We start from the raw sequence: 20,469 nt of genomic DNA, 5'->3' as shown, positions 1-20,469 counted from the left end.
GATCCACAAAGGGAAACTGGGAGAAGTAGGCAACTTGACCATCCAACCAGCAGACACCATGCCCACACAAATTCCCTTCTTATCTATCAAGTTCACTTTTTGAAAACTCATGCCACCATCGGTTATGCGAAAGGAAACCGAAAGAATGCGCGCTGTGGCCTTGGTCCTGCCGATGTTCTTCGAGTACTCACAGCGGGTCCGGCAAGGCGTCCTGGATTGGGTCGAAAGCCACGGTCAATGGCATGTGATCGAGTTGGATCCCGAACAAGGCCAGCTCTCGGGAAGCCTGACGGACTATCTCGATGGCGTCATCCTGTGGCACCATCGCCAGACGGAACCGCATCTGGGGCTTCTGGAATCGAAACTCCCCGTCGTCCAGGTCGGTATGCCTCCCCGCGGAAACATGTCCGATTTCCCCGGTCGAAGCGCCCAGGTCACCTTCGACCGACGCTCGCTCAACGACCTCGCCCTGGATCATTTTCAGTCACTCGGCGTGGAATGCGTCGGCTATGTCGGTCAAGACCTCCGGCCAGGAGGAGTGTGGGCGACGCGGGTCTCGGATCTCCGAGAGAAGGTGCTGCAGCAAGGACTCGAATGGATCTCTTTCGATCTGGGTGCCCAACACCCGATTTCCGACCCGACGTTGATTTGGCAGGCCAACCGTATCAGCGGCTTGAATGAATTCCTCGAAGCCACTCCCATCGGAACCGGACTGCTCTGCCAGGACGACTACATCGGCATCATGACCTGCACCACAGCCCGAAATCGAGGAATCGAGATTCCCGGGCACCTGGCCGTGCTTGGCCAAGGCGACCGAACGATCGGGCGCAGCGGCGCGTGTTCGCTTTCAAGTGTCGAGATCCCCGGCGAAGAGATCGGGCGGGAGGCTTCGGCGATGCTTGACCAATGGATGTCCGGATCCGCCCCTCGCCCAACCGGGCGTTTGATGAAATGCCGGCGCCTTCTGGTCCGCGAAAGCACCGGCGGCCTGTCCGGAGAGCCCACCATTGAACGAGCGAAACGCCACTTTGATCGCCACCATCTGACAGGCGTGACCGTGGGTGAACTCGCCTCGCTGGCCCGATGCGCGCCCCTTACGCTGCGCCGGCGCTTTCGACAGGCCTACGGCTTTGAAATCGCGGAGGAAGCCCGACGCCGGCGCTTTGCTGAAGCCCGACGCTTGCTCGGCGAGAGCGATCTTGAGATCCAGGAGATTGGCGAGCGTTGCGGCTTCTCCCACCCGCCGAACTTCTTCAATTTCATCCACCGTCAAACTGGAATGGGGCCCAGCGCCTACCGAGCTTCACTCCGCGAACCCACTGCCCGGTCATGAGATCCCACCGTCATCGTGGGCGGCATGATCGAACGCACCCTCGAAGGCTTGCAGCCATCGGTCCGCGGAGCTAAACACCCCGCGCCATGGCATCGATCAACTCGAACTTCCTCAAACTCAAAGCCGGTTACCTTTTCCCTGAAATTGCACGCCGGGTGAATGCCTTCACTGAGGCCAACCCGTCCGATGCCGCCAAGCTCATCCGCTGCGGCATCGGCGATGTGACCGAACCCCTCCCGGAAGCCGTCCGCAAGGCGATGCATGACGGCGTCGATGAGCAGGGCAACCGCGAAACCTTCAAGGGCTACGGCCCGGAACAAGGCTACGGATTCCTCCGCGAAGCCATCGTCGAGAACCAGTATGCCGACCTCGGCATCAGCGCCGACGAGGTGTTCGTGTCCGATGGTTCCAAGTGCGACTCCGGCAACATCCTCGACATCTTCGGTCCCGGCAACCGCATCGCGGTGACCGACCCTGTCTACCCCGTCTATGTCGACACCAACGTGATGGCCGGCAACACGGGCGAAGCCGATGCGAACGGCTCCTACGAGGGCCTCCTGTATCTCCCCTGCACGGCCGAAAATGGATTCGTGGCGGATCTTCCAAGCGAAAAGGTCGACCTCATCTACCTCTGCTTCCCGAACAACCCGACTGGCACCGTCGCCACCCGCGAACAGCTCAAGGCATGGGTCGACTACGCCAAGGCCAACGACTCCATCATCCTCTTTGATGCCGCCTATGAGGCCTTCATCCAGGATCCGGAAATCCCCCACTCCATCTTCGAGATCGAAGGCGCCAAGGACTGCTGCATCGAATTCCGCTCCTTCTCGAAGAATGGCGGCTTCACCGGCGTGCGCTGTGCCTACACGGTGATCCCCAAGACCGTCACCGGTGCCGCTGCCGACGGTTCACGCGTGCCACTCCATCAACTCTGGGGCCGCCGCCACTCGACCAAATTCAACGGCGCTTCCTACCCCGTCCAGAAGGGTGCCGCGGCGGTCTTCTCCGCCGAAGGCAAGGCCCAGGTCGCCGCCCTGATCGAACACTACATGGGCAACGCCGCCCTCTTGCGCGAAGCCTGCACCACGGCCGGTCTGACCGTCTTCGGTGGCGAGAACGCCCCCTACGTCTGGGTCGCCTGCCCGGAAGGAACGGATTCGTGGGGCATGTTCGACAAGATGCTCAACCAAGCCCAGGTGGTGATCACCCCGGGTGCCGGCTTCGGCGCCGCCGGCGAAGGCTACTTCCGCATCTCCGCCTTCAATTCCCGCGAGAAGGTCGAGGAAGTTTGCCAACGCATCGCAACGGTATTTGGTTGAGAAACCAAACTCTCCCGAGATCAAACGAGTCGCGCGGGAGGACCTTTCCTCCCGCCTACTCAGCCGCCCTCACGTCTTGCACGATGATCTGCAGGGAGGTGCGCCCGCGGAAGTGATTGCGGTCGATGGTGAACGCCACATCCCACGGCGGGTCGGGCAGGTCATTCTCCCCGCCTCCGAAGAACACGGCGTCGTGTTCCTGATACCCTTGCCGCAGTTGCAACCGAAGATGGTTGTTCTTCAGGCGCATCGGCGGTCGGCATAGATGCACCTTCGTGGCCAGAAACACCGGTTGGGGGTTCCCGTTGCCGAAAGGCTGCAACAGCTCGTAGTCGCGGAGGAACTCGAGCGACAGGCTGTCCAGTTCGATCTCGGCATCAAGGAACATCCGCGGATGACGCGTCGACTCGTCCGAGTGCTCGAGCACGTAGCGGCGGAAGGCATCGCGAAAAGCGTCCATCTGGTCCTCTCGCACCGAAATCCCTGCAGCCATGTCGTGGCCACCCCCTGCCTCAAGGAAATCACTGGAAGCATGGATGGCCTCAACCAGTGACACCCCCTCGATGCTGCGGCCGCTCCCCTTGCCGATCCCGTCCTCATCGATCGCCACGATGAAGGTCGGCTTGTGATACTGGCGCATCAAACGCGAGGCCACGATTCCGACCACGCCGGGATGCCAATCGCGCGAGCCGAGGACGATCACCGGATCCGTCTCCAGATCGAAGTCCTTGTCCAACATCTCGAGCGCCTCCTTCCGGATCTGTGCCTCGTGGGCCTGCCGCTGGCGGTTGTAATCCTCCAGCTTGCCGGCGAATTCATCCGCACGACGACGACAGTTGGTGAGCAGGATGCCCAGCGCGTCCTCCGGCACATCCATCCGACCCGCTGCATTCAGTCGCGGGCCGATGCGGAAACCGATGTCCATCGAACTCACCCGACCATTCATGCCAGCCACCTTCTGGAGCGCCTTCAGGCCGGGATTCAGGGTATTGGGAAGGAGTTTCAGCCCATGCCGGACCATCAGGCGGTTTTCCCCCACCATCGGAACGATGTCCGCCACGGTCGCCAACGTGACCAACTCCAACAGACTCTTCAGCTCAAAGTTCTCGAGGCGGCGCGTCTTGAGCAGCGCATGGGCGAGCTTGAAGCACACCCCGGCGGCACACAGGTAGTCCGGACCACCTCCGAACTTGGGATTCACCAGCGCCGCCACATCCGGGCGCCCGGCAGGTCCGGGCTCATGGTGATCCACCACCACGACGTCGATCCCGCGTTGGCGCAACCCGGCGATCTCGTCCACCGAAACCGTCCCACAGTCCACCGTGATGATCAGATCCGGCTTGGGCCCTTCCGACATCGCCCGCTTGAGCGCGGCATCGCTGAGCCCGTATCCCTCACTGCTCCGCCGCGGGATGAAGTGCCGCGGATTCAGCCCGTAGGCCTCGAGGATCCGGCGCATGACCGCCACCGAACTCACCCCATCCACGTCGTAGTCGCCGAAAATGCAGACCTCCTCGCCCGCGTCGATCGCCTTGAAAATCCGCTCCACGGCCCGATCCATTTCGCCAATCTCGAACGGATCGCCGAGGTCTCTCAAGCGAGGCCGCAGGAACCCTTCAAGGTCATCCCCCGATGGCAACCCACGCTGCTCGATGAGATGACCGAGGATCGCCGGAAATCCAGCGGCCGAGCTCTCTCCATCTGCATGAAAAGGCTCGCCTCTGAGGATCCATTGTCGGTCACCGGCTTGCATTCGTCCAGCGACTCTATCGACCAGTTCAAGCCCGGCACAAGCACTCATGCCCGGAACTCCATGCAAGCACCAAACACGCCATCGGACCACGTGGGCAGGAACTCTCTCCTTGAGCGGGAGGCAGGTTCATACGAACTTGAAGGCATGTCTGATCTCGTCCGAGTCGAACCCATCGCCCTGATGCCCACCCCGGCAGGCTGCGCCGTGTTCCTCGGTGACGGAAAGAAGGCCATCGTCTTCTACATCGATCTGGCCATCGGCACCTCCATCAATGCCGCGCTGGCCGGCCAGACTCCGCCACGCCCGCTGACACATGACCTGTTTGTTCATACCCTCGAGGGTTTTGGCGCCAAGGTTTCGCGGGCGGTCATCCACGAGGTCGATGACGAAATCTACTATGCCCGCCTGATTTTGGAGGCGGAGAACGAGATCATGGACCGGAAAATCGTCGAGCTGGACGCGCGGCCATCCGATTGCATCGCGCTGGCCGTCCGGGTGGGTGCTCCGATCTACGTGGTTCCCGAAGTCTGGGAAGGCCTGGCGGACAGGAGCGACACCCTCGAGGAGATGCGCCGAAAAGGCATGGCACCGGGGAATGAGTGAGTTTTTACGGTTTTCCGGCACAATTCCGTCTTGGCTCTGTCCTCCTCGAACAAGTCGGACTAAGGTTGACCACAAGAGCGGGAGCGACTAGGCATCTCGCGGTTCAAACCTATGAAAGTTCCTTTCCCCACTAATCGCGTCGATTGGGTCAACACGGTCTTCCTGCTTGTCATCAGCCTGACAGCAGTCATCGCGGCCCCCATTTACATCTGGAAAAACGGCTTCGACCCGTTTCTTGCCGGCCTTTTCGCCTTCTACGCGATCTCCACAGGCATGAGCATCACGCTCGGCTACCACCGCCTCTTCTCCCACCTGTCCTTCAAGGCCAAGTGGCCCGTTCGCTTCTTCACCCTGATTTTTGGCGCCTGCGCCTTTGAGAACTCCGCGCTGAACTGGTGCTCGGATCACCGCCGCCACCACAAGCACACGGACCACGACGACGACCCTTACGACATCTCGAAGGGATTCTTCTGGGCCCACATCGGTTGGATCCTCTTCAAGACGCTGCCCGAGCCACCGCTCGACAACGTCGCCGACCTCCGAAAGGACAAGCTGGTCATGTGGCAACACCGCTGGGACAAGCTGATCGCCGTGCTCGTCGGCCTGATCCTTCCCACCGCGCTCGGCTACCTCTGGAACGGCCCGGTCGGAGCCCTCGGAGGTTTCCTCATCGTTGGCGCCCTGCGTGTCTTCTGCGTCCAGCAGTGCACCTTCTTCATCAACTCGCTCTGCCACACGATCGGCCGCCAGCCCTACTCGACCCGCTGCAGCGCTCGTGACAGCTTCCTGATGTCCCTCTTCACCTTTGGTGAGGGCTACCACAACTACCACCACGAGTTCCAACACGACTACCGCAACGGCGTGAAGGCGTGGAACTGGGATCCCACCAAGTGGACCATCTGGTGCCTTTCCAAGGTGGGCCTCGCAAGCAACCTCCGCCGCGTCCCGAACAGCAAGGTTCTCCTCGCGGAAATCACCGAGGCACGCCGCCGCACCGAAGCCGAGCTGGCACGCGTGGCGGAGTCCGAAGACCACGCATGGCGCGAATCGGCCACCGAGGCCCTGCAGGAACTGCTGGACCGTCTTTCCACCAGCTACGGAGAGCTGGAAACCGCCATCGCCGACCGCGTGGAGCTTTCCCGCAAAGCCCTCGAGCGCTGGAGCAGCGAAACCCGTGAGATCCTCGCCCACCTCGCCGAGATCCGCCGCGCACGCATCCCAGCCTCCGCCTGATCCCGTCAGGTCGACCATTTCCCAAGCGCGCCCGGCTTCATGCCCGGCGCGCTTTTTCGTGCCCGGATCTCCAGCCGGCTCAGGCAGGGACACGAAAAAGGCGGCTCCCGAAACCGGGTGCCGCCTTGGAAAAAGTTTCTGAATCGCTGGCGATCAGTTGCGGTATCCGCCACCGCCACCGCGGTCTTCACGAGGACGGGCTTCGTTCACCCGCAGGTCGCGGCCTTGGAATTCCGTTCCATCCACACCCTTGACTGCAGCTTCCATGGCTTCCTTCGAACCCATCGTCACGAAGGCAAAGCCACGTGGACGACCGGAGTCACGATCGGTGGGAACGTACACGTCACTCACTTCTCCATACTGCGAAAACAATTCCTTGAGATCTTCACTCGTCGAATCCCACGAGAGGTTTCCTACATACATTTTCATATCTTTTCTGGTGGTTCGCAGCATGAGCCTTGGCCGTACCCGGGAATCGGGTTTCAGACCCCCGCGAAGTTTGAAAACTCCCCGGCAGCCTTCCACGCCATGACCCTGTCAACGCGCGAACCGAAACAGCCGCCTATAGCACTGACCAGCAGTTGCAAGGAAATCCGAAAAAGAGATTCACCCGGAAGACGGCCAAAATCCGCGGCAATCCCACGAAATCCGACCAATCTACAAGGGCTGCAGCCCGTACGCCCCCCAGTCCCACACCGCCGCCTCAATCCCCGAGCTTCTTCATCAGCGACTCCTCCATCGCCTTTTCCACCAAGCGGGCCGCGACCCCCTCCGTCGCCTGGTCGAGGGCCTGCACCGCCGCCTTGAGCGGGTTGGGCTCCCCCTTCTCCATCGCCTCCTCGACCGACGCAGACAGCCGCCGAATCTCCGCCGCCTCCTCGTCCGTCACCAGTCCATCCCCCTGCGCCATGACCGCATCCACCGCCTTGAGCAGTTCCTCAGCCTTGAGGCGGGCTTCGGTGAAAATCCGCTCCGCCATGTCGTCGAAGGCATGCTCCACGGACTCACTCACCATTTGCTCGACCCGGTCGTCGTCCACATCGACCGCCGCACTGTCGATCTCGACCACCGTATCCACGCCGGTCGCCACGTCACGGGCCAGCACCTCGAGCAGGCCGCTTTCATCGATCCGGAACTGCACCCCCACCCGGGCCCTGCCCTTTTCCGCGGTCTCGAAAGCCACCTCGAAGTCCCCCAGCGGCCAATTGTCCCGAGCCATCTCCCGCTCCCCCTGCAGCACGCGGATCTTCATCGACCGCTGACCTGCCACCGCGTTGGTGAACATCTCGCCCGCCTTGCAGGGAATGGTCGTGTTGCGCGGGATCAGGACGTTCATCAGTCCACCAAAAGTCTCGATGCCAAGGCTCAGCGGCGTGACATCCAACAGCACCACCTGGCGCATCGCACCACTCATGACACCCGCCTGGATCGTCGCACCCAGTGCGATCGCCTCGTCCGGATGCTGCGAAAGATCCGGTGACCGACCGAACAAACGCTCCACCCGGTCACGCACCGCCGGAATCCGGGTGCTCCCTCCGACCAGCACCACCGCGTCCAGTTCCTCCACCGTCAGATCCGCATCCGACAGCGCCCGCTTGCAGCAAGCCATCGTGCGCTCCAGGATCGGCGCCGCAATCCGTTCGAAATCCTCACGGCTCACCGCCAGTTCGACATTGCCGGATTCGGCAAAGGGCAGGCGAAACACCTCCTCGGAGCGATCCGACAGCGCCCGCTTCACCCGCTCGGCCTCAGCCAGCTCCCGCGGTCCCGGCTCGGCTGGAAGCCCACACTTCTCAGCCACCCACTGCCACAGGGCCACATCGAGGTCATCGCCGCCCAGTCGGGTGTCCCCATGCGTCGACAGCACCTGGAACACCCCGTCCTGCATCTCGAGGATCGAGAGATCGAAGGTCCCGCCGCCGAAATCATACACCGCCACCCGCGACCGGTCGTCGAGCCGGTCCAGCCCGTAGGCCAGTGCTGCAGCGGTCGGCTCATTGATGATCCTCACCACTTCCAGCCCCGCCAGCTCGCCCGCCCGCTTCGTTGCCGCCCGCTGCCCCTCATTGAAATACGCCGGCACCGTAATCACCGCCTTATGCACCTCGGTTTCGAGCCGCCACTCGGCAATCCGTTTCAGCTCACGCAGGATCTCGGCGCTCACCTCCTCCGGGCTGCGGCCCAGCACACGCACTCCTCCCCCTTCACCCCGCGTGCATTCGAGCGGAAAGTCCTCCACCTCGTGGAGCTTGCGACCCATCAGCCGCTTCACGCTGGTCACCACCGGATCCACGCCACGCCGACGAAGCGCCTTCTCCCCCACCTCGACCTCATCCTCACCGAACCACACCGCACTCGGCATGATCCGCTTGCCCGATTCATTGGCGAGCAGGATCGGAAATCCGGATTCCACCACGCCGACCGCCGAATGCGTCGTGCCCAAATCAATTCCAAGAATCACCTCGCTCATCCGCGCCACCATCGTCCGCCTCCGGCCGGTCCTCAATGCCCAATCCTTCGAATCACCCGGACACCCGGCGCCCCGCCAAGTCGCGGACCAATTCCAGTGACACTTCTGTTGGAACACGCTATTCCCCCCGGTGACATGGAGTGGTTTTACTCGAACAACGGCAAACAAGAGGGCCCGATTTCCGAAAGCGAACTCAAGGCCAAGATCGGCAGCGGCCTCGTCAAGACCAGCGAACTCGCCTGGCACGAGGGCATGAACGATTGGCAGCCGATATCCAGCATCAGCGCGTTCGCCCCGGTCGAGCCCACCGCCGCCGCGCCGGCCGAAGCGGTGGCCACCGAGGCCCCTGCGTCAGCACCCGCTCCGGCATCCGCTCCGCCCCAGCCAGCGGCCCCCTCGCCCTACCAGTCCCCCGGAAGCTCCGTCAGCACCACCGCGGACCCCACTCCGGACAAGGCGCTGCCGACCTACATGTGGCAATCCATCGTCACCACCCTGCTCTGCTGCCTTCCCTTCGGCATCGTCGCCATCGTATACGCCGCGAAGGTCGACGGCCTGAAGCAATCAGGAGACCTCGCCGCCGCCCGCGCGGCATCGAATTCCGCCAAACTCTGGGTCAACCTCTCCGCCGGCATCGGCCTTCTGCTCATCATCATTTCCATCGTGCTGAATGTCATGGCCGTGCCGGTCGAATCGACCGTGCCGTGAGCTGGCCCCGACCCCTCCTGCACCTTCCGGATTGATTGCCGGGCTCGCTGCGGCATGATGTCACGAGCGTGAGGAGAATCCGCGTCATCCACCGAGTTCGCACCGCCTTCGCCCTGCTGGGTTTCCTCCTCGCAGTGGCCGCCGCGGTCACCCTGTGGTGGGCCAATCATACCGGCCTGCCCAACAGCTGGCGCAACGGCATCGAGCAGGCCCTGTCGCGCCAAGGCGTGCACGCCGACGTGGCCAGCCTGCGCTACCTCCCACTCCGCGGCATCGAAGCCGGAGAGGTCACCGTCTTCACCGATGAGTCCCGTGAGCGGATCCTCGGGCGTTTCCACTCGCTGCTGCTCGACGTCGACCGCACCAAGCTCACCCGCGGCGAATTCCGGATCGACCGACTCGACCTGTCCGGAGCCAGCGTGTCGCTTCCCGTCGACGCCACCGACCCGGAAACCAAGACCCTCGACATCACCGAGCTCAAGGGCCGGATGGAATTCTCCGCCAACCGCCGGCTGACCATCACCGGCGCCAGCGGCTCAGTGGGCGGGCTCCGACTGGCCATCAATGGCAACCTTCTTCTCTACCGGGGTGGCTCGGACTACGACCCCGAGGCAGCCCAGCAGGCACGCGCCGAACGCCGCCGCATCCTCAGCAGCATCGTCGATACCCTCGACAGCTTCGAGCTCGACCCCAAGTCAGCCCCCCGCATCCGCGCCGACATCTCCGGCGACTTCGAGAATCCCGGCAGCTTCCGCGCCAGCGCGACGATGAGCGCCAACGACATCCGCAGCCGCGAACTGGAAATCAAAAGGCTCGAGATCCAGGCGGAAATGCGCAACCGCACGCTCGTCATCCACCGCGCCGACATCGACGCCACCGATGGCCGCCTGAACGGCAAGGCCGAGATGGACCTCGCCGAGATGCAGGGCGATTTCGAGCTGCACTCGAACCTCGATCTGACCGAAATCCTGACCAAGCTCCGGCTGCCACTCCCCGACGTCATGCCCACCTTCGGGCGCCCCCCCGTGGTCGATGTGAAGGGAAACTTCGGCGATGGACCGGACGGCTGGGAAATCCAGATGATGGGCCTCGTCGACCTCCATGAACCCTCCCTTCTCAACTACTCGGCCGATCGCGTGAAAACCTCGTTTTCCTGGGACGGCCCGCGCCTTCTGCTCGAGGACTTCACCCTGTTTGAAGGCCCGCGGAGTGTGACCGGACGAGCATTCATCACCCCCGAATCCGTGCTCTATCAGGGAAGCGGCAACCTTTCCGTCCCCTTCGTCCAGAAGAGCATCTCCAAGCTGAAACCGCTCGCCCGGATCCTCGCGGACTTCTCCTCAACCGAGCAGACCGAAGTCCAGGGAACCTTCTCGGGCCGCGCCAACCCGAAGGACAAAACGGACTGGGAATTCATGGGGAACTTCGAGGCACGGGAAATCAGCTACCGCGGCGTGCCGGCGAAGTTCGCCCGCGTCGACCTGGATCTCACCCGGGACCGCCTCGACTTCAGCCAGGGCGAAGTCGAATTCGACTACAAGGACTACCCCCTGAGGAAACGTCACGACGGGCCGGACAGCGGCCGGATCGAGGTCGGGCTCATCCGCTACGACCGACCCGCCAGTACCATCGCCATCGAGAACCTCGAGGGAACCGCCTGGCCCGCCCCGATCCTCCGCACCTTCGCACCCACGGTGGCCGACTCGGTCGAGGACTACGGCTTCCATAGTACTCCGACCCTTTCCGCCGCGGGCCTGATCGGCATCAAGGAAGGGCAACCGAAACAGGATCTCCTCATCCGCTTCAACTCCACCGCCCCGATCGACTATGAGTTCCTCGATCGTGAGCTGACCCTGACCGCTCCGGAAGGCCGGGTCCGGATCCTTCCCGGGAGCATCAGGATCAGCGACACCAGCGTGGGAGCATTCGGCGGCCTCGTCCGTCTCGACCTCACCGCGCCGACCGATGGCTCCAAGAAAGTCAGCGGCGAAATCGACTGGACCCACCTCGCACTGCCCGAGATCAGCCGGACCTACGAATTCGACAGCACACCGAGCGGCAAGGTCACCGGCCGACTCGAGTTCAGCCTGCAAGGGGGCGTCGCCGGCCTCAATGGTCAGGGTCACCTTGCCCTTGAAGAATCCGAGTTGTTCGATGTGCCTGTCTTCGGGCCGCTGTCACCCGCGATTGCCGCCGTGCTGGGCAACCGGAAAGCAGGGTTCCAGGAGGCGCAGTCCGCCTTCTTCAGCATGGACATCAAGAACGGGGTGGTTTCGACCGAAGACTTCGTCACCACCACGCCCTCCCTCATCTTCACGGGCGACGGCAAGGCCGATCTCCCCGAGCAGGAAATCGACATGACCATCCGCATGAATGCGCGCGGCTTCCTTGGCATCATCACCCTGCCACTCAGGCCCTTCTACGGGCTGTTCCAGTTCCGTGGGACGGGTCCGCTGTCGAAGCCGGAGTGGCAGAACGTGATGTTCACCTCCCCCCCTCCTGCGCAGGAAGAAAAACTGCTGACACCACCGAAAGCCCGGGCCGTGCCGGAGAGGCGAGCGCCCGCCCCCAAGGGCACTGCAGCTCCATCATCCAATCGATCGAGGATTTCCCCGAGGAATCGATGAGCTTACAAAAAACAGCTCCGTTTCCCCCGAGTGATGCCTTGCACCGCCCATCATTCAGTGTCACTTTCCTGCTACCAAGCTCTGTTCCTCAACACCTAACTCCACACGATCATGTCTGAAGATTTTGCCAAAGCCGACTCCCTCGATCCTGCAACCGGATTCTCCGATTCCCCATCGGTGTCCCAGGCAGCCAACGACCTGCGCCACGCCGCTGGAGAGAAGGCCAAAGACCTGGCCAACCAGACCGCCGAGCAAGCCAAGGCCGCCAAGGAGCGCGCCGTCGAAAGTGCCCAACAGTTCCGCGACGCAGCCACCGAGAAGGCCATCGCCCTCAAGGAAGTGGCCACCGTCCGCGCTACCCAGATCCGCGGCGCAGCCGACGAACAGTGGCACCAGACCCGCGACAAGGCCAAGGAACTCCACATCACCGCTGAGGACTACGTTCGCCAGAACCCTACCAAGACCGTGCTTGGCGCACTTGGGGTCGGCTTCCTCATCGGCCTGATTGCCCGCCGTTGATGGCGCTGGTGACCGAACGGCACCCTGCCCGACGCAAGGAGGTGATCCCACCTCCCGGTATCCTTGTCCCCTGATACGATGAGCGACCCTTTTGATCCGCCACCCGAACCTGCGAAAAAATCGCCGGATACGTGGCAAGCAATGGCCGCCGAATTCGTGGACTCCCGGCTCGAACTCTTCCGCCTGGAAGCTCAGGCGGCAGGTCGGGATGCCGCCCAGCGTGGTGTCCTCGTCGCCATCATCGCGGTAGGAGCCGGCCTCACGTGGATTCTCCTGCTCACCGGACTGATCGGACTGATCGCAAATGTCCAGGACGCCATCCCATGGTACGGGCTCACCCTGCTCGCCGCCCTGGCCCACCTGCTGGTCGCCGTCGCGGCCATCCTGCGCCTCCGGCAACCCGGCCCTTCCAGCTTTCCTCTGACCCGCAACGAACTAGCCAAAGACCGCGAATGGCTCCAGCGCCTGAAAAACACTCCGCCGAAGTCGAAGCCCTGATCCGCCGGCTCGAGGCATCCAGAGACGGTCTCGGCGATCACATCGTCGAACTCCGCCACAAGCTCGACGTGCCCGCCCGCATCAAGGGAGCGGTGATGGGCAAGCCATGGCTCTGGTTCGGAGGCTCACTCGGCGCCGGACTGGTCGCCAGCCGCCTGTTCCGGCGACCCAGGAAAACGAAAAAGAAGGGGAAGCTCTTCGGATTGCTGTTCACCGCCGCGGTCACCTTCCTGAAGCCCACCCTCACCCGCGTGATTACAAGCGAATTACAACGGCGCTTCATGGACCATGCCGATTCAAAACAGGCAAGATTGCCTCTTCCCAAGAAGTGATTTCCGGGCTCTATAAAGAGAAACCCTATGGCTGAGCACAAAGTTCTAGATCACGTCGACCAGTATCTCCGACTCGGTCGGGAGTATGAATGTTCCGACGTTCACCTCGCCACAGCCTTCCCGCCCGCATGGCGTCGGTTCGGCCAACTCCAGCCCATCTGGGATGATCACGAACCACTGACCGCGGATGAAACCGAGAAGCTCGCCCGCTCATTCCTCGAAGATCGTGAATGGAACCGCCTCCAGGAAAAAGGGGATGTCGACTTCGCCTACGCCAACGAAGAGGGCCGATTCCGTGCCTCGGTCGTCAAACAGCGCCTCGGCTACGACATGGTCTTCCGGATCATCAGCACCGAGATCAAGACGATGGAGCAGATCAACCTGCCCATCGATTCCCTCGTCCCGCTGACCCGCTACCACAACGGACTCATCCTCGTGACCGGGGCCGTCGGCTCGGGCAAGTCCACCACCCTGGCCTCCCTCATCGACTTCATCAACAAGGACCGTGAGGACCACATCCTCACCCTGGAAGACCCGATCGAGTACGTGTTCGACTCTCAAGGCTGCCACGTCAACCAGCGTGAGGTCCACCTCCACACCGAGTCCTTCGCCAAGGCCCTTCGCGGAGCCCTGCGGGAAGACCCCGATGTCATCATGGTCGGGGAAATGCGCGACCTTGAGACCATCCAGCTCGCCCTCACCGCAGCGGAAACCGGCCACTTGGTTCTCGGCACCCTGCACACCGGCAACGCGCCGCGGACGCTCGACCGGATTCTCGACGTGTTCCCGACCGACCAGCGCGACCAGATCCGCATCATGGTCTCCGAATCACTGCGCGGTGTGATTTCCCAGCAGCTCGTCCCCAAGGCCGACGGCAACGGCCGCATCCTCGCCCTCGAACTGCTCGTCAATACCGCCGCCGTGTCCAACTGCATTCGGGAAGGCAAGACCTTCATGCTCCCGGGCGTCATGCAGACCGGTAAGAACGTCGGCATGATCACCATGGATGAGTCGCTTCGAACGCTCTACATCCAGGGGCAAATCACTCAGGAGGAAGCCCTCTATCGCGCTGAAGACAAGGTCCAGATGCAGACCTTCTTCCAATCCTGATCGCTCCTCAACAAACCCACTTCCAGCGTCATGGCCGAAATCGACCGCCTTTTCCAATACCTCGTCGAAAGCGGGGGCTCCGACCTCCACCTCGCCGAAACCGAGCCACCGAAGACCCGCGTCCACGGTGCCGTCACCGCCATCCCGGACGAACCGGTTCTCGATCACGACACCATCCGCCGGATGCTCGAGGAGATCTGTGATCCGAAGGCCTTCGAGATCTACCTCGAAACCGGTGACCTCGACTTCGCCTACGAGATGGACGAGGAGTCGCGCTTCCGCTGCAACTACCTCAAACAGAAGAACGGCCTCGCCGCCGTGTTCCGGCTGATCCCCACCGAGATCATGTCGCTCGAGTCCCTCGGCGTGCCGGAAGTGGTCAAGCGCTTCGGCCACATCCGCTCCGGCCTCATCCTGGTCACCGGGCCGACCGGCTCCGGCAAGTCGACGACCCTCGCCGCCCTGCTCGACTACATCAACACGAACTACAGCCGCCACATCATCACCGTGGAAGAGCCCATCGAGTTCGTGCACCGGAACAAACAATCCATCATCACCCAGCGTGAGGTGCCGATCCAGACGCCATCCTTCGCCGACGGCCTGCGCGCCGCCCTCCGTGAGGATGCCGACATCGTCCTCGTCGGTGAGATGCGTGACCTCGAGACCATCTCGCTCGCCCTCACCGCCGCCGAAACCGGCCTGCTCGTCTTCGGCACCCTGCACACGAACAACGCGCGCAAAACCGTTGACCGGATCATCGACGTGTTCCCCGCCGACCAGCAGTCGCAGGTCCGCACCATGCTCGCGGCCTCGCTTCGCGGCGTGCTCGCCCAGCTTCTGTGCAAACGCACCGACCGCCCCGGCCGGGTCGCCGTGCACGAGATCATGTTCGCCACCCCAGCCGTCCAGGCCATCATCCGGGAAGGTGCCACCCAGAAGCTCTACGACGTCATCACCGGCGGTAAGGGCGAAGGCATGCAGTTCATGGATGAGTCCATCTGGAGCAAACTCCAGGAAGGCATGATTTCCCCGCAGGAAGCCTACATGAAGGCGATCGACAAAACCCGCTTCAAGAAGTTCCTGCCCGCCGCCCTCGCCCACCTAGGCGATGCCTCCGGCGAGAACCCGCTCGAGCACTGAGCCATCGCGGGATCGCCCGCCGCCGTCACCCCGAAGTGACGGCGATCTCCCAGCGTTTGTCCTCCTCGGACAACCCGAACTTCACCGGCAGGAATTTCTCGATCACCGAGATATTCGTCGGCACATGGGAGTCGGGCCGGATCGTCGTGAATCGTCCGCAGCCCGCGAGCGCCATGGGCAGAAGCAATTGGTCTGCGAGGTGGAGACCCACCGCCACCCCACTGCCGATGAAATTGTTCATCAGCTTGGCAGCCTGCTTGCCGACCCGCTCGGCGCTGATCCCATGTTGACCAAACGAGACTCCCATCTCGCACGCTTTCTCGAATTCCGCCGATACCAGGCAAGCGACACCACGACCCGGTCCGGGTTCCCGCGACTCGACCACCGCATCCTCACAGGGATAGGCCGCCAGGGCGGAATCGAGGATCCGCCCCGCGATCGATAAGGGAAGCTCGCGCACCGGTACCCGGATCGATTTCGAGACGAGCTCGCCCCGGTCGGACCAATCGATCTCAGTGAAGCCACTGCAAGGCTTCACATTGCACTCGATCATCCCACCCCCCGCAGGAGCAAAGCCGGTTTCCACCAGCCTCACCTCCGCAACCGCCCCCATCCTCGCCATTGCAGGGAGGAAGACCGCGTCGAGATACTCGAACGGAGGCGCCATTGGATTGAGTGTTCCCCCCTCCAACCTGAGCGAACTCTCGCCACCACACGACCACAGCGCGGGCAACAAGGTCTGCAGCAGCAGGGAAGTGCTCCCCGCCGTGCCAACGGCGAACTGATAGGAACCCGGCTTCACCTCACCAGCACGGAAGACCAGTTCGGTCGAACCGATTTCCGCACCGTCTGCGGTGCCACCTGAAATCTCACAGGCCGCCCGCACACAAGTGAGATGCTGGCGCATCAACCCCGGCTTGCGGCGCTTGCCCCGGATCCCGGTCATGCGGAACGGCTGCCCCGTCACCATGGACAGACTCAGCGCTGTGCGCAGCATCTGGCCACCGCCGGAACCTCCATCGAGTTGAATCAATTTTGCCATGTTGGAAAGAGTCTGAGGACATCGTCACCGCCAATGAATGACGATGTCCCGTTCGAATTCACGAATGTTGGAGGGCGAGCTTCAGTCATCCGCCTCCGCCGAGTCCTTGACGACGAAGCGCGCCTGCAGCTTCGCCACGGTTTCGGCCAGGCCGGCAGCTTCGACACTGTGGAGAACTTCAGGGAAGTTCTTGTAGGCATCGGGCGCTTCGTCGAGCGGATACTTCCGCCCGTTGAAGAGGATGTCCGAAGTATCGAACTCCGCGTCCACCGCCTTTTGGTCGAGGGTTCGGAACGCGTTTCGACGTCCAAGCTGTCGACCGGCTCCGTGATTGACCGACCACGCCGTGCGCTCGGCCCCACCCCGGGCCACCATGACGACCGAGCCGTCACGAGGGTTTCCAGGGAGCAGGATGGGATGCCCCGTTTCTGCGAAGCGGGTTCCAGCCAGCGAGAAGTGCCCGGCGGGCACGGCACGCGTCGCGCCCTTCCGGTGAACCCATGATTTCTTCCCATCGACGATCTCCTCACGGGCGATGTTATGGGAAATGAAATACACGAGCTCTCCCGTTGTGCCGGGGAGGACCTCCTGGAAGGCCTCGAGGACCAAAGCATTGATCAGCATGTGGTTGACGGTCGCGAAGTTCGCACCCAGCGCCATGTCATCCAAATAGGCATTGGCCTCGGGAGTTCCAAGCGGCGCGTAGACGAGCTTCTTGTCACCTGCAGGGTACGGCGTGCTCCAGGTCTCGAACTTGCGCTCGAGATCCTTGAACTGATGCTGTGCCAACAGGTTTCCAAACCCTCGCGATCCGCAGTGGCTCAGAAACGACACGTGACCGTCCTTCAAGCCGAATGACTTCGAGGTCTCACGCATCGATGGACGGTCCTGGACGCGGGTGATCTCGCACTCTCCGAAGTGGTTGCCCCCTCCGTAGGATCCGAGTTGACCCATCTTGTCGCCGAAATTCCGGATCCGCTTGGTTTCAAGAATCCACTCGAGTCGCGACTCGAGGGCATCCCGGCTTCCGTCGTGACCGACGTGGGCCGAGTCCTCGCAGCACTCCGCCCATTCGGGCGGAATTCCGAGCGCTTCACAGACAGCCTCCGAAACTCCTTCGGTGACCGCCCGGGCTCCGAGCTTCTGATCGACGCGGCGTCCCTTGGGCACGCTGCGCTGTCCACGTCCCGCACCGGTCGGAGTCCGCTCGGTGATGGCGTTGATCAGGGCACGGCGGGTTCGCTTATCCTCGATCACATCCTCGGGGATATCCATCTGGAGGAGGGACATCGAGCACTTGATATCGACCCCGACAGGGCCGGGATAGATGTGCGTCGGCGACACCATCACGCATCCGATTGGTGCGCCGTATCCGACGTGTCCGTCGGGGTTGAGAATGGCGTCGGTGACCCCGGGAGCCATGCGCGAGTTCACGACCTGCTGCAGGCACATCTCGTCGAACGTACTACGGATGTAGTCATTCCCGATCACGGTGATGGGCTTTCCCTTGTCTCCGGGGAGCGGGATGAATCCGACAGCTTCGTCAGTTTTGTGGATGGTGTTCATGGTGAGGATAAGAAGTGATGATTGAAGTAAGGAAAAGGATCGCGGCGACAAAGGTGATGAAACAAGTTTCCCGCTCTACCACTGAGCTACCGGGCCGTCGATGGTGGCCCGAGCCGGATTCGAACCGGCGACCTGGTCATTAGTAATGATGTAGTTCCATCGGCATTCGCCGCGAAAGTGGGTTAGGATGAGAAGTCCGCGACAAGGGAGTCGACAAGATGTGGATTTGCCCTCACCCAAGGGCATTCACCTCGATGAGGTGCCGGACTCGAACCGGGGATCCTGCGATCCGAATGGAATCCTGTCTGCATTCGCGGGTTGAGATATAGAGTGCCGACAAGTTGGGCGATGAGACGTGCTCTCCGGCGAGTGATTCCACTCCGTCTCCGGAATCAAGTGGAGTCCCACCTGCATTCGGCAAGGGTGGCCAGCACCGCGGCAAGAAGTTGGACCTGACATGGGCGTTCCATAGACGATGTAGTCAGGCTCTGCATCCGCAGTGCTGGCCGATCTTTTCATGCGATTTTGATTCGTGGGTTGAGGGTTTCCTGATCGATCTCCCGGATCCAGTGGTCCGTGGCGTTGCCACCCTTCGCAAAGGAACCGATGATCTCGAAGACCGCGTCACTGAAGCCGCCAACGTTGAGGATGTCCGCTCGGTCGGGAGCCTGGGTGGTCGCGTTCGGCACGATGTCGATGCAGACCATCCTGGCCCGCGGGTTCCGCTGCTTGAGCTTCTCCCATTCGGCCATGACGGCGGTTGCCCGACCACCTCGCTGGGCGTCGACCCAGGACTCGTTGTCCGAGACGTAGATGACGAGGTCCGGCGCAGCGCCTTCGCGGTTGAGTTGCCGCAAGGGTGCCGAACAGTTGGTTCCCCCGCCACCCACCTGCGTGAGCTTGTGGGCATTCGTCATGACCGAGTCACGCGGGTTCAAGCGGGCGTCCACGACATCGAACTCGAAGGGCAGAACCCGGGCAGATCGGTTGTCGCGAAGCAGCGCGGCAGCCACAAGACCGGCGACATCCACACAGCGGACTGCCGAGCTCGCGCTCCTTTGCCACCCGGTGACCGGCCATTGCATGGACCCGGACACGTCCGGACACACGACTACTGAACCATCGATCTTCGGCACATTCTGGAGAGCGATCTCCATCGCGTCCTGCAGAGCCTCCCGCACCTTCTCCGGCACCTGATCCGAAGCATTCAGATAGGCAACCATCAACTGGTAGGGAAGGACCCGCGACCGACGGATCAACTCGGGATGACGAAGACGATCGGCGATCATGTCGGCCATCCCGCCGAAACGGAAGACGCCGTGACGAGCGAAGGCGTTCAGGTTCATCCGCGTCTGCTGCCAGCTCGCGGCACCGGCGATCGCGGTCCATTCCCGTGGCTGCAGATCCATAGCGGTCAGCATCTGGAAGGGAACCTCGGGGACTTCTCCCGTCTGGTCCTTCTTCCATGCTTCGAACTCACGCACCAAGCCGGGCAGGGCAGCCGCATCGTATGGACGCCCCAGGAGCCATCCATAGAAGGCTTCCCGGGTGGCACTGTCCGGACGCGGATGAACCATCTTGACGATGTCAGCCAGCGAAGGGGCATTGCCGATCGACGCCTGCAGCAGCTTCCGGTCGCTGGCCCGTTCGAGCCAGCGGCGGACCTGACGCTTGGGCGCCGAGCCGAGGGACTTCCGCCCGGTGACCCCGGAACGCAGAATCTGGACGAAGGTCCGGAGCATGCGTCCGTTGTCGATGACCTGGGGAAAGACCTCGGCAAAGCGCTCGAGGTCACGACCTGCCAGAACCGCGCAAAGCAGCGCCGGCATGTCCTTCATGTGACCGCGCCGACGTGCATAGAGCGCCGTCTTGGCGACGAAATCGACGTCCACCCGGGCGGCCAGCTCGAGCACCCGATCGAGCTGGTTCTCCGCCGAGGCGTAGAAAGTGGGAGTCAGGCATCCCGTCGCTGCCACCCGAGCCAGAGTCGCCCGGTCCGAAAGCGAATAAGCGGGACCACCGGCACGGTTGCGGGTCGTCGCTTGAGGAGCGAGCGCCCCACGGAGGGATCGGAAGAGGTTCTTGTTTGCCATGATTGGGGTGTCCGCTGGTCTCGTCGGACGAATCCCCTTATGGCAAGCTCCGTGCCAAGACCCTCTTCTGATGAATCAAATACACCACTTTCCACTGATAAAGAGTCACTTACAACAAACCAG

Annotated in this window: 17 protein-coding genes; 11 read left to right on the top strand and 6 right to left on the bottom strand. The window is 62.4% G+C overall.

Annotation, left to right across the window (positions count from 1 at the left end; all coding sequences use genetic code 11):
- The first annotated feature begins 124 nt into the window (after positions 1 to 124).
- Together JIN81_RS09650 and JIN81_RS09645 are read left to right on the top strand one after the other, a co-directional pair.
- Positions 125 to 1,333 (top strand): substrate-binding domain-containing protein, encoded by a 1,209-nt coding sequence (locus JIN81_RS09650; protein ID WP_234044645.1) that lies wholly within the window; start codon positions 125 to 127, stop codon positions 1,331 to 1,333.
- 86 nt (positions 1,334 to 1,419) lie between these two features.
- Positions 1,420 to 2,652 (top strand): LL-diaminopimelate aminotransferase, encoded by a 1,233-nt coding sequence (locus JIN81_RS09645; protein WP_200278735.1) that lies wholly within the window; start codon positions 1,420 to 1,422, stop codon positions 2,650 to 2,652.
- Between the two features lie 55 nt (positions 2,653 to 2,707).
- Here JIN81_RS09645 and recJ read toward each other — a convergent pair whose 3' ends face one another.
- Positions 2,708 to 4,405 (bottom strand): single-stranded-DNA-specific exonuclease RecJ, encoded by a 1,698-nt coding sequence (gene recJ, locus JIN81_RS09640; RefSeq protein WP_200278820.1) that lies wholly within the window; start codon positions 4,403 to 4,405, stop codon positions 2,708 to 2,710.
- Between the two features lie 144 nt (positions 4,406 to 4,549).
- Here recJ and JIN81_RS09635 point away from each other — a divergent pair, with 144 nt between their 5' ends.
- The gene (locus tag JIN81_RS09635; protein ID WP_200278734.1) at positions 4,550 to 5,008 is read left to right on the top strand and encodes a bifunctional nuclease family protein; all 459 of its coding nucleotides are present in this window, start codon (positions 4,550 to 4,552) and stop codon (positions 5,006 to 5,008) included.
- Between the two features lie 111 nt (positions 5,009 to 5,119).
- Positions 5,120 to 6,241 (top strand): acyl-CoA desaturase, encoded by a 1,122-nt coding sequence (locus JIN81_RS09630; RefSeq protein ID WP_200278733.1) that lies wholly within the window; start codon positions 5,120 to 5,122, stop codon positions 6,239 to 6,241.
- Positions 6,242 to 6,394: 153 nt separating this feature from the next.
- Here the strand turns inward: JIN81_RS09630 and JIN81_RS09625 are convergent, their stop codons facing one another.
- Positions 6,395 to 6,670 carry an RNA recognition motif domain-containing protein gene (locus JIN81_RS09625; protein ID WP_234044644.1) on the bottom strand — a complete coding sequence of 92 codons (276 nt, stop codon included), beginning with the start codon at positions 6,668 to 6,670 and terminating at the stop codon, positions 6,395 to 6,397.
- 274 nt (positions 6,671 to 6,944) lie between these two features.
- Positions 6,945 to 8,711 (bottom strand): Hsp70 family protein, encoded by a 1,767-nt coding sequence (locus JIN81_RS09620; protein ID WP_200278731.1) that lies wholly within the window; start codon positions 8,709 to 8,711, stop codon positions 6,945 to 6,947.
- 135 nt (positions 8,712 to 8,846) lie between these two features.
- On the opposite strand from JIN81_RS09620, the gene JIN81_RS09615 reads away from it, so the two are divergent.
- The 7 genes from JIN81_RS09615 to JIN81_RS09585 all read left to right on the top strand — a co-directional run bounded on the left by JIN81_RS09615 (position 8,847) and on the right by JIN81_RS09585 (position 15,645).
- On the top strand, positions 8,847 to 9,419 hold the full coding sequence (locus JIN81_RS09615; protein ID WP_200278730.1) for a CD225/dispanin family protein: 573 nt from the start codon (positions 8,847 to 8,849) through the stop codon (positions 9,417 to 9,419).
- A 68-nt stretch (positions 9,420 to 9,487) separates the two neighbouring features.
- Positions 9,488 to 12,046, top strand: coding sequence for an AsmA-like C-terminal region-containing protein (locus JIN81_RS19460; RefSeq protein ID WP_200278729.1), 2,559 nt, complete (start codon positions 9,488 to 9,490; stop codon positions 12,044 to 12,046).
- A gap of 111 nt (positions 12,047 to 12,157) precedes the next feature.
- The gene (locus tag JIN81_RS09605) at positions 12,158 to 12,565 is read left to right on the top strand and encodes an ElaB/YgaM/YqjD family protein (protein WP_200278728.1); all 408 of its coding nucleotides are present in this window, start codon (positions 12,158 to 12,160) and stop codon (positions 12,563 to 12,565) included.
- A gap of 141 nt (positions 12,566 to 12,706) precedes the next feature.
- The gene (locus JIN81_RS09600; protein ID WP_200278727.1) at positions 12,707 to 13,063 is read left to right on the top strand and encodes a phage holin family protein; all 357 of its coding nucleotides are present in this window, start codon (positions 12,707 to 12,709) and stop codon (positions 13,061 to 13,063) included.
- A complete protein-coding gene (locus JIN81_RS09595; RefSeq protein ID WP_200278726.1) occupies positions 13,018 to 13,395 on the top strand; it encodes a hypothetical protein in 378 nt (125 codons plus the stop codon). The genes JIN81_RS09600 and JIN81_RS09595 overlap by 46 nt, the downstream gene beginning before the upstream one ends.
- A gap of 27 nt (positions 13,396 to 13,422) precedes the next feature.
- Positions 13,423 to 14,505: a type IV pilus twitching motility protein PilT gene (locus JIN81_RS09590; protein ID WP_200278725.1), complete on the top strand. Its 1,083-nt coding sequence runs from the start codon at positions 13,423 to 13,425 to the stop codon at positions 14,503 to 14,505.
- A 30-nt stretch (positions 14,506 to 14,535) separates the two neighbouring features.
- Positions 14,536 to 15,645: a type IV pilus twitching motility protein PilT gene (locus tag JIN81_RS09585; protein ID WP_200278724.1), complete on the top strand. Its 1,110-nt coding sequence runs from the start codon at positions 14,536 to 14,538 to the stop codon at positions 15,643 to 15,645.
- Between the two features lie 25 nt (positions 15,646 to 15,670).
- Here JIN81_RS09585 and rtcA read toward each other — a convergent pair whose 3' ends face one another.
- The 3 genes from rtcA to JIN81_RS09570 form a co-directional block, all read right to left on the bottom strand.
- Entirely contained in the window at positions 15,671 to 16,687 is a 1,017-nt protein-coding gene (rtcA, locus tag JIN81_RS09580; protein ID WP_200278723.1) for an RNA 3'-terminal phosphate cyclase, read from the bottom strand.
- An 81-nt stretch (positions 16,688 to 16,768) separates the two neighbouring features.
- The gene (locus JIN81_RS09575) at positions 16,769 to 18,253 is read right to left on the bottom strand and encodes an RtcB family protein (protein ID WP_200278722.1); all 1,485 of its coding nucleotides are present in this window, start codon (positions 18,251 to 18,253) and stop codon (positions 16,769 to 16,771) included.
- Between the two features lie 515 nt (positions 18,254 to 18,768).
- Positions 18,769 to 20,346, bottom strand: a complete 1,578-nt coding sequence (locus JIN81_RS09570) for a vWA domain-containing protein (RefSeq protein WP_200278721.1) — start codon at positions 20,344 to 20,346, stop codon at positions 18,769 to 18,771.
- Between the last annotated feature and the right edge of the window lie 123 nt (positions 20,347 to 20,469).

It is taken from the genome of Haloferula rosea (genome assembly GCF_016595525.1).
GTDB lineage: Bacteria > Verrucomicrobiota > Verrucomicrobiia > Verrucomicrobiales > Akkermansiaceae > Haloferula > Haloferula rosea.
Note: the sequence above shows the minus strand (reverse complement) of the source record. Positions and strands in the feature narration are given on the sequence as shown.

What these genes read in the sequence shown, in the direction of transcription:
- JIN81_RS09650 (WP_234044645.1), top strand. Translation starts at nt 125, where the DNA reads ATGCGAAAGGAAACCGAAAGAATGCGCGCTGTGGCCTTGGTCCTGCCG.
- JIN81_RS09645 (WP_200278735.1), top strand. Translation starts at nt 1,420, where the DNA reads ATGGCATCGATCAACTCGAACTTCCTCAAACTCAAAGCCGGTTACCTT.
- recJ (WP_200278820.1), bottom strand. Translation starts at nt 4,405, where the DNA reads ATGCAAGCCGGTGACCGACAATGGATCCTCAGAGGCGAGCCTTTTCAT.
- JIN81_RS09635 (WP_200278734.1), top strand. Translation starts at nt 4,550, where the DNA reads ATGTCTGATCTCGTCCGAGTCGAACCCATCGCCCTGATGCCCACCCCG.
- JIN81_RS09630 (WP_200278733.1), top strand. Translation starts at nt 5,120, where the DNA reads ATGAAAGTTCCTTTCCCCACTAATCGCGTCGATTGGGTCAACACGGTC.
- JIN81_RS09625 (WP_234044644.1), bottom strand. Translation starts at nt 6,670, where the DNA reads ATGAAAATGTATGTAGGAAACCTCTCGTGGGATTCGACGAGTGAAGAT.
- JIN81_RS09620 (WP_200278731.1), bottom strand. Translation starts at nt 8,711, where the DNA reads ATGAGCGAGGTGATTCTTGGAATTGATTTGGGCACGACGCATTCGGCG.
- JIN81_RS09615 (WP_200278730.1), top strand. Translation starts at nt 8,847, where the DNA reads ATGGAGTGGTTTTACTCGAACAACGGCAAACAAGAGGGCCCGATTTCC.
- JIN81_RS09605 (WP_200278728.1), top strand. Translation starts at nt 12,158, where the DNA reads ATGTCTGAAGATTTTGCCAAAGCCGACTCCCTCGATCCTGCAACCGGA.
- JIN81_RS09600 (WP_200278727.1), top strand. Translation starts at nt 12,707, where the DNA reads ATGGCCGCCGAATTCGTGGACTCCCGGCTCGAACTCTTCCGCCTGGAA.
- JIN81_RS09595 (WP_200278726.1), top strand. Translation starts at nt 13,018, where the DNA reads ATGGCTCCAGCGCCTGAAAAACACTCCGCCGAAGTCGAAGCCCTGATC.
- JIN81_RS09590 (WP_200278725.1), top strand. Translation starts at nt 13,423, where the DNA reads ATGGCTGAGCACAAAGTTCTAGATCACGTCGACCAGTATCTCCGACTC.
- JIN81_RS09585 (WP_200278724.1), top strand. Translation starts at nt 14,536, where the DNA reads ATGGCCGAAATCGACCGCCTTTTCCAATACCTCGTCGAAAGCGGGGGC.
- rtcA (WP_200278723.1), bottom strand. Translation starts at nt 16,687, where the DNA reads ATGGCAAAATTGATTCAACTCGATGGAGGTTCCGGCGGTGGCCAGATG.
- JIN81_RS09575 (WP_200278722.1), bottom strand. Translation starts at nt 18,253, where the DNA reads ATGAACACCATCCACAAAACTGACGAAGCTGTCGGATTCATCCCGCTC.
- JIN81_RS09570 (WP_200278721.1), bottom strand. Translation starts at nt 20,346, where the DNA reads ATGGCAAACAAGAACCTCTTCCGATCCCTCCGTGGGGCGCTCGCTCCT.